The sequence below is a fragment of the Butyrivibrio sp. NATIVEDY162 genome (assembly GCF_045999815.1).
Taxonomy (GTDB): Bacteria; Bacillota; Clostridia; order Lachnospirales; family Lachnospiraceae; genus Butyrivibrio.
Window position 1 is genome coordinate 2,766,244 of the sequence record NZ_CP172573.1, and the last position, 13,219, is coordinate 2,779,462.

11 protein-coding genes are annotated in these 13,219 nt (G+C 40.7%); all 11 read left to right on the top strand.

Features of this window, described 5'->3' with window-relative positions:
- Nucleotide 1: 1 nt before the first annotated feature.
- Nucleotides 2-817, top strand: a complete 816-nt coding sequence (locus tag ACHCNF_RS11965; RefSeq protein WP_408070018.1) for a glycosyltransferase family A protein — start codon at nucleotides 2-4, stop codon at nucleotides 815-817.
- An 11-nt stretch (nucleotides 818-828) separates the two neighbouring features.
- Nucleotides 829-1,989 carry an EpsG family protein gene (locus ACHCNF_RS11970; RefSeq protein WP_408070019.1) on the top strand — a complete coding sequence of 387 codons (1,161 nt, stop codon included), beginning with the start codon at nucleotides 829-831 and terminating at the stop codon, nucleotides 1,987-1,989.
- Between the two features lie 12 nt (nucleotides 1,990-2,001).
- Nucleotides 2,002-2,952, top strand: a complete 951-nt coding sequence (locus ACHCNF_RS11975) for a glycosyltransferase (RefSeq protein ID WP_408070020.1) — start codon at nucleotides 2,002-2,004, stop codon at nucleotides 2,950-2,952.
- Nucleotides 2,953-2,963: 11 nt separating this feature from the next.
- On the top strand, nucleotides 2,964-4,307 hold the full coding sequence (locus ACHCNF_RS11980; protein ID WP_408070021.1) for a glycosyltransferase family 4 protein: 1,344 nt from the start codon (nucleotides 2,964-2,966) through the stop codon (nucleotides 4,305-4,307).
- Nucleotides 4,308-4,468: 161 nt separating this feature from the next.
- Complete coding sequence (locus ACHCNF_RS11985; protein WP_408070022.1) at nucleotides 4,469-5,608, top strand: glycosyltransferase family 4 protein; 1,140 nt, start codon at nucleotides 4,469-4,471, stop codon at nucleotides 5,606-5,608.
- A complete protein-coding gene (locus tag ACHCNF_RS11990; protein ID WP_408072235.1) occupies nucleotides 5,608-6,660 on the top strand; it encodes a glycosyltransferase family 2 protein in 1,053 nt (350 codons plus the stop codon). Before ACHCNF_RS11985 ends, ACHCNF_RS11990 begins: the two co-directional genes overlap by 1 nt.
- Before the next feature lie 17 nt (nucleotides 6,661-6,677).
- Nucleotides 6,678-8,429, top strand: coding sequence for a hypothetical protein (locus ACHCNF_RS11995; RefSeq protein ID WP_408070023.1), 1,752 nt, complete (start codon nucleotides 6,678-6,680; stop codon nucleotides 8,427-8,429).
- Between the two features lie 80 nt (nucleotides 8,430-8,509).
- The gene (gene cls / locus ACHCNF_RS12000; RefSeq protein ID WP_408070024.1) at nucleotides 8,510-10,108 is read left to right on the top strand and encodes a cardiolipin synthase; all 1,599 of its coding nucleotides are present in this window, start codon (nucleotides 8,510-8,512) and stop codon (nucleotides 10,106-10,108) included.
- 114 nt (nucleotides 10,109-10,222) lie between these two features.
- Entirely contained in the window at nucleotides 10,223-10,813 is a 591-nt protein-coding gene (locus tag ACHCNF_RS12005) for an HD domain-containing protein (RefSeq protein ID WP_408070025.1), read from the top strand.
- Nucleotides 10,814-10,949: 136 nt separating this feature from the next.
- Nucleotides 10,950-11,951, top strand: coding sequence for a UDP-N-acetylglucosamine 4,6-dehydratase (inverting) (gene pseB / locus ACHCNF_RS12010; RefSeq protein ID WP_408070026.1), 1,002 nt, complete (start codon nucleotides 10,950-10,952; stop codon nucleotides 11,949-11,951).
- Between the two features lie 42 nt (nucleotides 11,952-11,993).
- A complete protein-coding gene (gene pseC, locus ACHCNF_RS12015; RefSeq protein WP_408070027.1) occupies nucleotides 11,994-13,202 on the top strand; it encodes a UDP-4-amino-4,6-dideoxy-N-acetyl-beta-L-altrosamine transaminase in 1,209 nt (402 codons plus the stop codon).
- Nucleotides 13,203-13,219: the final 17 nt, after the last annotated feature.

Consider the following 13,219-nt stretch of genomic DNA (forward strand, 5'->3'; position numbering starts at 1 on the left):
TATGTCTAGAATTCAAATACTGGTATCCGGTGTTAATCAGGATACGGCTAAATTGCCAGAAAAAATGAATATTCAGTCAGATGCTGTCATCGTAAACCAATGCGATGAGAATCTGACTTTTGAAAATAAGTATACAGACAGACAAGGATGTGTCTGCAATATAAAATGTCTTCACAGAAATGAAAGAGGAGTTGGCTTATCGAGGAATCTTGCTCTTGATAATGCCGACCATGAACTGCTTCAGTTTGCTGATGAGGACATTGTTTATGATGATGGATATGCAGCACTTGTGGAAAAAGAGTTTGATGCTCACCTTGAAGCGGATATGATCATGTTCAATGTAAAGGCTTCAGAAGGAAGACAGACCTACTGCAATACCGATTTTAACAAAGTGTCATGGAAAAATTACGGAAGATATCCCGCTTATGCCATAGTGGCACGGACGTCTGCTCTAAAAAAGGCAGGGGTCAGATTCTCCGTTCTTTTTGGAGGGGGGGCAAAATACAGTAATGGTGAAGACTCGCTTTTTTTACATGACTGTTTAAAGAAGGGAATAAGGATATATCGCACAAGTGTCCACATAGGACATGAGGAGGCAGACAGGCCTTCTACATGGTTTAATGGATATAACGATAAGTTCTTCTTTGACAGAGGAGTGCTGTACCATTTTTTGTATGGAATCATGGCTAAGCCAATGAGTCTTAGGTTCCTGTTGGCCAAGAGACATGAGATGTGCAGGGAAAAGCCCGTACTTGAATGTTACAGGCTTATGAAAAATGGGATAAAGCAGGGAATAATTGAGCAGAGAAATGCGTGAAAGGTTATCGTATGCTTGTTTACTTAGCACTAACAGTTATTAGCCTTACAATTGCATATCATATAAAGAGTAAAGATACTGCTCCAATAATTAAAACCGGAGAATATCGCGGGATTCATCGCGGAATAAGCAGGATTCAGGTGAGGAATGCTACGGGACTGCTTTTTTTATTTGTGATTCTCACAGGGGTATCTGCTCTGCGCTTAAATGTGGGTAATGATTATGGCAAGTATGTGGAATTTATGCATAGAACATATAGTGATGCCATAGTTCCGACAGAGGTTGGATTTAATTATCTTACGAAGCTTATTTATTATATCTTTGGATTTGAGAATTATGTTGCAGTGTTTGCTGTATTTGCAGCTGCAACGGTTTTCTTCTTCCTGATGGGAATATTCAGGCAGACTGAGAATTTCTTTATGTCCTTTGCGATGTTCATGCTACTGGGTTATTATTTTCAGTCACTAAATACCGTAAGAAATTATCTGGCACTTGGAATAGCATTCTATTCAATAACCTATTGCATAAAAAGAGACTGGCCAAGATTTGTTCTTTTAATACTTTTTGGAAGTCTTTTCCATAAATCACTATTAGTGGTACTGGTTCTTTATCCGCTTGCGCAGATGAAATGGAAGAGATGGATGCACGGCGTACTTGCGCTTTTATGCATTTCCTGCCTGTTTTTGAAGGATCTTTATCTGGAAATAGCGGTAAAGCTCTATCCTTCCTATGAGGGAACCGAGTTTCTCACAGGCGGGACAAGTAAGATAGGAATAGCAAGGTGCGTGGCTGTCTTGATACTTGCTTTTTTTGTACTTGGAAAGGATGTTATATCCGATCGCAGGATGAGCTTTTATTTCTATGCTAATTACGGAGCGCTGATGATGTATATCTTCTGCTCCTTTTTGCCTACGATTTCAAGAATAGCATATTATTTTACCGTAACTCAGATATTATATGTTCCCGCGCTTCTTGTAAGACTTCTGGGGGACAGGGATACTTCCAGATATAAGGCGGGACAATTATTCAGAGCGCTGACAATTGCTGGCTGTGTCATATATTTTGTCATGTTTATGAGAAGAGCAGGCGACGATGGAATGCTGATCCTGCCTTATGAGACGTTTTTATTTCATGAGCTGCCGGCGACATTATCGGAGAGAGGATTTGGCTAAAAGAGGTTTGATATGAAAAGACCATTTTTTACAATTATTGTAGTTTCATATAATGCCGGGGAGGATCTTATAAATACCCTGGAGAGCATAAAGATGCAAACCTTTAAGGATATAGCGATTATCATAAAGGATGGAGGCTCAACTGACGGCTCCTTGGAGAAGGCTGTTAAATGCCTTGGTATAGAGCAGTCCGAGAATGAACAAACAGAGGGAAGGCGCCGCTTAAGTGCAGGAAAAATGTCTTCAGGAGGCTCCTTCGATATCAGGTACATGGACGGAAGGATCAGGGTCATAAGAAGCAGGGACCATGGAATCTACGATGCCATGAATATGGCAGTTGACGCCATGAGAAGCGAGGAGAGCAGGCATGTATCGGATACAGCTCCGGGATATGTATATTTCCTTAATTGCGGCGATGTTTTTTCCGATAATCAGGTTTTAAAAAAGGTACACGATAAGATTTTCCTGGATTCAAAGAACTCCGGTACGATTGTTCCAACAATTTATTATGGAGATATTTACGAGATGAAGACAGGACAGAGAGTGGCATCGAATCCGAAGATAAACGACTTTGCCTGCTACAGAAATGTTCCGTCACATCAGGCGTGCTTTTATGATGAGAGACTTGTTCTCAGATATCCATTTGATACGGTTTGGAAGGTGAGGGCAGATTATGAGCATTTCCTTCGCTGTTTTTATGTGGAAAAGGCAGAGACCAAATATCTGAACATGCAGATAGCAGATTATGAGGGTGGCGGATTCTCGGAGACAAAGGAGAACCGTAAAATATCAGAGACTGAGAGGCAGCAGATCATACATTTGTATCTGTCTAAGGACAAAATAAAGCGATTTGATATGATACGAATTCTGTCTCTTGCTCCGCTTCGCACAAAGATAGCAGAAAATCCTAAAACCGCGGGCTTGTACAACGAAATAAAACGACTGATTTATAAGCATCGCTGAGAGGTTTTTGTATGAGAGTTTTGTGGGTATGTAATATAATGCTCCCTGCATTTGCAAGGGCAAACAATCTGCCGTGGTCAGATAGGGAAGGATGGCTTTCCGGAGCCTATGACAGAATATCTTCCGGAAAAAAGTCAGGAAATATAACTCTTGGGGTCGCATTTCCTTCCGAAAGTATGGGTGAAGAACCAAGAGAGATAGACGGAGTTAATTTTTATGGTTTCTCTGAAAATTTAAATGCAGCGGAAATATATGATGAGAAGCTGGAATCAAGATTTAAAAAGATATTTGAAGATTTTAAACCGGATCTTATTCATGTTTTCGGAACAGAGTTTCCACATTGCCTTGCTGCTATAAAAGCCTTTAATAATCCGGAATGTACTCTTCTTGGAATTCAGGGTATATGTAGTGAAATAAGTAAGGTGTATATGGCAAACCTTCCGGAGAATGTGTATACGGATACTACTTTCCGTGACAGATATAAGAACGATTCCCTTGTGCAACAGAAAGAGAAGTTTGAAAAGCGCGGAGAGAATGAGAAGGAAGCCATAAGGCTTGCAGGAAATATTACAGGAAGAACAGACTTTGACAGGGAAATCACAGCCGGAATTAATCCAAAGGCTAAGTATTATAAAATGAATGAGACCATGAGACCAACTTTTTATAAGGGTGCATGGAGATCTGTTAACACTGTTCCTCACAGCATTTTCCTGTCACAGGGAGATTATCCGCTGAAGGGATTTCATTTCATGCTTGAGGCCATGCCTGAGATATTGAAGGAATTCCCGGATACAAGGCTTTATGTTGCAGGAAACAGTGTAATAGGCAGAATCAAAAGAAAGACTGTAACTATTCCCGATGAGCAGAAAAATGCTTCGGGGAAAAGCAGATATCCTCTTGCTATAAGGATATCCGCTTATGGTAAGTATCTTAAAAAACTGATAAGAAGAGGGCGACTTGGCGGTAAGGTTGTAATGCTGGGAAAACTTTCAGCAGAGCAGATGAAGGAGCAGCTTCTTAAGTGCAATGTTTTCGTATGCCCTTCAATTCTTGAGAATTCACCAAATACCATGGCGGAGGCCATGCTTTTGGGAGTTCCCACAATTGCAGCAAATACCGGAGGAATACCCAGTATGCTTGAAAAGAATGTTGACGGACTTCTTTTTGAAGCCGGGAACGTTGAGGAACTTACCAAATGCGTTAAGCAGATGTTCAGAGAGCCTGTTATAGCAGCTGTGTATGGTGATAATGCTAGAAAACATGCAATGATAATTCATGATGCAGGTGAGAATTATAAACGACTTGTGGAAATCTACAAGGATATCGTAAATAACAGGATGGGGGGAGCATTATAAAGATCACTTTCATTTCAAACTTCATAAACCACCATCAGATTCCTTTTTGCGATGAACTTTTTGCAAGACTCGGAGAGGATTTTTCGTTTATTGAAGCACAGCCCATGGAGGATCAGAGAAAAAGTATGGGCTGGGATTCCGATACGGGGAGGCTTCCTTATGTGAACAGACTCTATGAGGATGAGAGCAGATGTATCAGGCTTATAGAGACGTCGGATGTACTTATTCTTGGCTGGACAGGCTTAAGCAAAGAAGCGCCTGCAATGCAGAAGATAAGAGAGAGACTTGCCGGGAAAAGACCTGTTATAAGGGTAAGTGAGAGGATTTACCGTGAAGGGAGATGGAAAATGATATCTCCCAAAGGACTTATGGCAAAGTATGATGAGCACATTAAGTACAGAAATGACCCTGTTTATATGCTATGTGCAGGTGCGTATGTGTCCGGAGATTATAAGCTGATAGGTGCTTATCCCGGAAAAATGTTTAAGTGGGGATATTTTCCGCCATATAGAAAATATGATGAGGAGAAACTGACTAAGCTATTATATAAAGACGGCGAGCAGTTGAGGATATGCTTTGCAGCAAGGCTTATAAAACTAAAGCATCCTGAACTGGCCGTTAAGGCTGCAGAATATCTGAGAGATAAAAATGTGGATTTTCACCTGGATATTGTAGGGGATGGTCCAATGTTTTCAGCCATATCGGGACTTATAGAGGAAAAAGGGTTAACTGAGAATATTTCACTTCGCGGCTTTATGAAGCCGGATGAAGTGAGGGATATAATGGAAAAGAGCCATGTATTTCTCTTTGCCAGCAATTATCTCGAGGGCTGGGGCGCAGTTGTAAATGAAGCCATGAACAGTGCCAGCGCAGTTATAGCTTCTTCAGAGGCGGGGGCTGTTCCGTATCTTATAAGGGACGGTGAAAATGGTCTTACTTTTAGCTCCTGTGATGAAAAGGAGCTGAGGAAGAAAATAGATACTATTTTAATTCCTGCAGGTAAAGGGGATAATCTCAAGGCAGCTGTAGATAGAGATATTTCAGAGGCATCTGCAAGTGGAGATACTTCGGAGACATTAGTAAATGGAGAAATGCTGCGAGGGCTTCAGGTGTCTGCATATAAGACTATAGCCGGGGAATGGAATGCACAGGCAGCAGCGCAAAGGCTACTTACTTTTTGCGAAAAGCTTGTAAATAAAGAAAACTATGATCCGCCAAAGAGCGGACCAATGAGCATAGCTGATGTAATAAAGGCTCCGGGAATCATCAGAACACTTCAGGAGGACAATCATTTAGAGTGATGACTTTTCAAAAGAAAATAAGTGTAATAATACCTGCTTATAATATTGAGGATCTGGTTGTCCGCTGCCTTAAATCCGTATGCGAGCAGACATACCCTGCGGAGCTTATGGAAATTATAGTAGTTGATGATGGTTCTACAGATGGGACATACGCACGGATTGAGGATTTTGTTGAAAAAGAGGTAAGTAACCCTGAAAAAGGGTATCCTAAAATAACCCTGCTTCATCAGGAAAATGGTGGAAGCAGTAAGGCAAGAAACCTGGGATTGTCAGCGGCCACAGGAGAATATATCGGCTTTGTGGATTCCGATGACTACATAGATCCGCATATGTATGAGGACCTTATGCTGGAAATAGAAAAAAACAGCACTGAGGATTCCAAAGTGCTGATGGCACAAGCTTCAAGAGACGAGATAGCTGAGAATGGAGACAGACTTCCCGATGTTTGTATTCCGCCAAAAGCAGTTAAGGTGATAAGTGGAAAAGAGCACTTTAAAACACTTCTTATGCATACGGGTGATGCATCCTTTTGTACTAAGCTTACAAGCAGAGAACTGTTTAAGGGAGAGTGCAGGGGCTTTCCTGAAAATGAGCTGAATGAAGATTTTTATCTTATGATACACATGCTGAAAAGTGTGGATAAGCTTGTAATATTGCCAAATCAGTACTATCACGTTTTTTACAGAAGCGGTAGTAATTCAAGGAAAAAGGCGGAGCAGAAGGAATATTTTCCTCCTGTCTTTACTGATATTGTCAGAAATTCAGATGTGGCTTATCGTCTTGTGAAAAAGGATTTTCCGGAGCTTAGAGAGGTTGCAATGAGATTTTGTCTGATACAAAGGCTGGATTATCTTTTGCATATTCCGATTAGCAGAATGAATCATGGGAATAAGTTTTACAGAAAAGATGTTGTCCGGTTTTTGAGAAATCATATGAAGGACATTTTTTCAAACAGATATCTTACAGGTAAGAACAGAGCATACTTAATAATGCTTGGTCTGGCTCCAAAGGCGGTCAGGAGCACACATGCAAGATTACGGGGGATCAAATAAGGTAGGAGCAGTTTTACATGAAGACTAAGAGTAAACGATATAGCTTAATATTGCTTCTTTTGCTGATCATTCAAGTAAGCTTTATCTGCCTGCACGGGGTACAAAAAGCCGGATTTCATCAGGATGAATACTACTCATATTTTTCATCCAACAGGAGTCTTGGGTTTTACTATCCTGACAGAGAATGGGTGGATACAGATACGATAAGGGATGAATTTGTGGTTAAAAAGGGAGAGGGCTTTAACTATGGGCTTGTACATCAGGTGCAGTCATGGGACGTACATCCTCCGTTTTTTTACGACCTTCTCCACACGGCATGTTCACTGACTCCCGGAGTTTTCAGTAAGTGGCAGGGGCTTATTATAAATCTTATAGGCTTCATCATTAGCTTTGTTATTTTATATAAACTTGCAAAGGCTCTCGGAATGACCAGGAGTGTGAGACTCATTGTAATGTTTGTATACGGATTTAATCCTATGACAATCTCCTGCGTACTCTTTATACGAATGTATATGTGGCTGACAGTATTTGTGCTGGCTTCGGCATACCTTCATATGAAGCTCATAAGTCTTATCAAAAAGTATTATTCCGGAAATGAGCTTAAGGGATTTGTTCTTTCAAAGCCCTTTGATGCTAAATTCAAAAAAGGGTTTACATACTATGTGGCAGCAATTGCACTGGTGAGCATTCTTGGATTTTTGACACAGTACTACTATCTGATATACATGTGTGTCATGGGAGCTGCATTTGGAATATGGTTTCTGTTCCTCATGCCAAAGAACAGGAAAAAGAAAGAGAGTGCCGATTCTCAGGGGAAAACAATACTTGGTAATGATGAACTAGCTGAAAAAGCAGCTTCAATGGCAGAGAGGTTTAAATATATCTGCGGCTATGCCTTTGGGTGCGCTATTGCACTGGGATTATCCGTGCTGATATATCCTTATGCTCTTTCGCATATCTTTAGAGGATACAGAGGCCGCGAGGCACAGGATGCTTTTGTGGATATGTCCAATTTGGGAGACAGAATTACGTTCTTTTTCGGACTTGCGGATGATTATCTGTTTTCAGGTATGCTGTGGCTCATCATCGTGATGATAGTAATTGCACTTATCGCACTTTTCTTTATGCTGAGAGTTAAGGGAGAAAAGGACAAGCTTCACATAGCACATATCAGAATCATGACGGTTACAGCTATAGGCTATTTTTTGATAGTGTCTAAGACGGCGCTCTTACTAGGTGATACGTCCAATCGATATCAGATGCCGATCTATCCCATCATATTATTACTTGCAGTGTATTTCACAAGAATAGGAATGAGGGCAATTGTCGGGAAAAGAACTATTGCTCAGATTCAGATACCGGTTATAGGAACCTTTACTATTTTCGCAATAATAGTTTTGAAGGGACTTATAGTGGATCAGAATGTTCTCTTCCTATATCCGGAAGATGCAGAGAGAATTGAATATGCAAGGCAAATGAATGAGTCCGGTGCAAAAGCGGTGGTTATGTATAATGATGCAACTCCCGATAACATATGGAGACTTACGGATGAACTATTAGAGTACGATAAGCTGTACTATGTCAATGAGGCAGATACGGCGGCAATAAGTGATGCAGAGCTTGCAGAAGCAGACAAGGTTGTAGTGTACGCAGCAGATCATGATAACCGTGATGAGATTCTGTCTATCCTTGAAGGCAGTAATTCAAAGAGTGGAAAGATAGAGAAGATTTCAGCAAAAGACATGTGGACGGTTTATGAAATGAAATAGAAGAATATGATTATAACTGTTGGTATTTCGGATGGTGGCACATAAACGTTGGACTAATTTACAATATCGGGGTGATCGCTATGTCGCAGGGATTAAACAGTGAAAAGAAAATGACTACTGAGCATAGAGGATATGTCAAAAATGGTTTATCAAGAATGATTGTTTCTGCCATTGCATTTTTTCTTCAGGTAATTTTCCTGATAATGGCAATCTCTATGAGCTTTTCCAGAGCTGCAACCATTGTTCAGATGATAATGCCATTTTTTGCTGCTGTATTGGTGTTTATGATTTATTCAAGGGATAGAACTTCGGCTCTGAAGGCACCATGGATGATCATTATTGCGGCTTTTCCCCTGGCCGGAGCTGTTATGTATCTGATGATAGGTACTGACAGTGGTACCAAGAAAATGAAACGCAGGTTTGCAGTTGTCGATGAGAAGCTTGACGAATATCTTCCTGAAAATAAGGAAGAAGCAAGGATGACCTGTGAGTTTAGCCGCTCAATAGGCGGAATAGCCTCATATGTAAAGAAATTTACCAATTATCCCATCTATAAAAATACTGATGTTAGTTATTATTCCAATGCGTTGGACGGGCTTAAGGATCAGATAAAAGATATCCAAAAAGCGGAGAGCTTTGTATTTCTGGAATATCATGCAATTGAAGATGCTGAGGCATTCCATATGCTTGAAGATGAACTTGTAAAGTGTGTGGGCAGAGGCGTTGACGTTCGTATTTTCTATGATGATATTGGGAGCATAGGCTTTATAACTACTGACTTTGTAGGGCGTATGGAAAAGCTCGGAATCAAATGTAAGGTTTTTAATGCTGTTTCTCCTGTACTGAATTTTTTCTTTAATAATCGAGATCACAGAAAAATAACCGTAATCGATGGTAAGGTTGGTTATACAGGTGGATACAATATTGCTAATGAGTACTTTGAGTTCACGCATCCTTATGGCCATTGGAAGGACACAGGGCTGAGGCTTGAAGGTGACGCGGTAAGGTCACTAACTCTGACTTTTCTGGAGATGTGGTATGCTTCTGAAAAAGTGAGATGGAGAGACATAGAAAAAGACAGAGGACTGGAGGTTAGTAAATTTCTTCCGGAGATCAGTTATAGGGCAAAGGGAAAGGCACTGGTGCTTCCTTATGCAGATAGCCCCTTCAGACATGAGCCGGTGGCAGAGAATGTTTATATCAGTATGGTGGAAAAAGCGCATGAATACTGCTACTTTATAACACCATATCTTATCCCCTCTGATGAGATGATAAGAGCCATGTCCCTTGCAGCAAAGAGAGGGATAGATGTGCGCATAATTACACCGGGCGTTCCGGATAAGAAAATCACTTATTCCGTAACGAGATCTTATTATTCTACGCTGACAGCTTCGGGTGTGAGAATATTTGAGTGGACACCGGGATTTTGCCATGCCAAAATGTGTGTTATTGATGACAGGGTGGCGGTGTGTGGTACGATAAACTTGGATTTCAGAAGTCTGTACCATCATTTTGAGAATGGATGCATGGTTGTGGACTATGAGATAGCAAGACAGATAAGAGAAGACATGGATAAAACCATGGCTGAGTCACAGGAAGTGACACATAAGTATTCGACAGGAAGAAGACTTACCAGGGCAGGACAGGGAATCCTTAGAATTTTTGCTCCACTTTTTTGATTCATTTTTGACACAAATATGCATAATAATAAAATATTCCCATAACAGTTCTTCGTATTTGATTTAAATAAACTTATAATGGAACTGTTATCTGAGTTCTTTTGAGGGATAGATATGGATTTTTTTGGAAAAGAAGCAATATATGAATGGCAGACAAAAGACTTAAGAGACCGTCTTATTACCTGGCAGTTTGGATGCGGTCAAAGCTACAGGTCATCATGTATGGCATTTGATGATATAGTGAAATACGGCAGTGATATTATGGAGACACAGCTGTTTGCAGATGCTTTTAAGCAGACTCATCACAATGTATCAACAGTTGGAGAGCATACTCTTCATGTGGCATTTAAGGCACTGGAGATAGCATATAAGAGACGTAGGAGGGGCAAGCTTGTGAACATAGAATATGTGGTTCAGGCTGCGCTCTCACATGATCTTGGAATAATCGGCAGATATGAAAAGTATGCCAATAATCTGGTCTGCTGCTTCATGCATCCTATAGATTCATCAAGAATAATAAGGGACATGTTCCCAAATATAGCATACGAAGTTACGGCTGCTATAGAGAATCATATGTTCCCTGCTACAATCATTCCTCCTACAACACTTACGGGTAAAATTCTGATTAAGGCCGATAAGTCTGCAGCTCTAAGGGAAGTTTATTTCCTTAGAAGCAGGAAGGTAAGAGAGGTATCAGCTGTATAAATAGCATATAATTAAATTATGCAAAATCATTAACAACTCCTATAGCTATTATTTATCTAATTTTAATAAAGGTATCCATTTATTTCTTATTTTATAGTATAATCTATTAGAATTATGCTTTGAAAAGAGGTAAGAAATGAAATTAGATGATAAAACCATACTGGTAACAGGAGGAACAGGTTCATTCGGACATTGCTTTACAGAGTATCTTCTTGAGCATTACAACCCCAAGAAGATTATTGTGTATTCACGTGATGAGTATAAGCAGTTCACTATGTCCAATGAGAAGGTTTACAGGGAACATGCTGATCAGATGAGATTTTTCATCGGTGATGTGAGAGATGGCGCTCGTATGGAGCGTGCCATGGAGGGCGTTGATTACGTTATCCATGCTGCTGCACTAAAGCAGGTTCCTGCGTGTGAGTATAACCCTGATGAGGCTATTAAAACTAATGTCAATGGTGCGCAGAATGTAATAAATGCAGCACTTAATACGGGAGTTAAGAGAGTGGTTGCTCTTAGTACTGATAAGGCTGTAAATCCTGTTAATCTCTACGGTGCAACTAAGATGGTTTCCGATAAACTGTTTATTGCAGCTAATGCATATGCAGGTAATAAAGATATTAACTTCTCAATTGTAAGATATGGTAACGTGGCAGGAAGTCGCGGATCAATTATTCCTTTATTCAAGAGTCTTATTGATAAGGGTGAGAAGGAGCTTCCTATAACTGATTATAGAATGACCAGATTCTGGATCAGCCTTCCTGAGGGCGTTGAGCTGGTTCTCAAGGCACTGGATGAGGCTAAGGGCGGCGAGACCTTCATAAGCAAGATTCCTTCCTTCAATGTTAAGGATCTGGCAGAAGCTATGTGCCCCGGAATTGCAACCAGAGAGGTTGGCATACGTCCCGGCGAGAAGCTTGATGAATGCATGGTTACTGCTGAGGATTCACCTTTTACCTATGAATTTGATAAGCACTATATTGTTTATCCTCAGGTTACCTTCAATGACAGGCAGCAGCCTGATCCCAGAGGGAAGAAGGTTGAAGATGGATTCGTCTATAGCTCAGGCAATAACACAGAGTGGATGAGCGTAGAGGATATCAGAGCAAGACTTCACGAGGCAGTAGATCACTAATTTGTATTTAAGTGTCAGCAGAGCTGACAGATAAGGGCACAAATGAATAATGAAAATATTGGAATCCCTGCAATTTGCGGGGGTTCGCCCGTTAGGGACAAAAAATTATACTATTCGCACCAGGACATAAATGATAAGGATATTGCAGCTGTAGTAGATGTATTAAAAAGCGACTATCTTACAACAGGACCTGCAATAACCGAGATGGAGAAGAGATTATGTGAGATCACGGGAGCTAAGTATGCTGTTGCCATAAGCAATGATACTGCTGCACTGCATATCGCATGTCTTGCTGCAGGAGTGGGTGATGGCGATGAGGTTATAACAACACCCATTACCTTTGCTGCCAGTGCCAACTGTGCACTTTATTGCGGAGGAAAACCGGTATTTGCAGACATCAATCCCGAGACCTATCAGATAGATCCTGCGGATATTGAGAAGAAGATTACTGACAGGACAAAAGCGGTTATTCCTGTGGATTATACAGGACAGACAGGTGACCTTCAGGCCATAAGAGATATTTGTGATAAGCATGGCCTTATAATGATTGAGGATGCAGCGCATTCTATCGGAACTAAGTACAAGGGTGCTCATGTAGGAACAATTGCAGATATGACAACCTTCAGCTTCCATGCTGTTAAAACAATCACAGGTGGTGAAGGTGGAGCTATAGTCACAAATAGTGAAGAATTGTACAAGAAACTGATTCTTCTTCGTACCCATGGCATTACCAGGGACGAATCCCTTATGGAGCATGAGAGCGACGGACCTTGGTACTATGAGCAGCTCCTTCTTGCACCTAATTACAGAATTACAGATATTCAGGCAGCTCTTATATGCAGCCAGCTTGACAGACTTCCTGTATTTATTGAGAGAAGGAAGGCTATCAGGAAAAAGTATGATGAAGCTTTTTCACAAATGCCTGAGTTATTTGTGCAGAAGGAGGATGAGAATTCCGACTCCTGCAGACATTTGTATATATTAAGGATTGTTCCCAAGAAGCTGAAGATAGGAAGAAAAGAATTCTTTGATGCACTCGGAGCAGAAAATATAATCTGTAACGTGCATTATATTCCAACTTATTACTTCCCCTACTACGAGAAGATGGGATACAAGAAGGGACTATGTCCCAATGCTGAGAAGCTCTATGATGAGATGATCACAATTCCTCTCTATTCATCAATGACGGATGAGGATGCCGATGATGTGATCCTGGCAGTTAAAAAGATTGTCGAATATTACAGAGCCTGATTACGGCACAAGGGAAA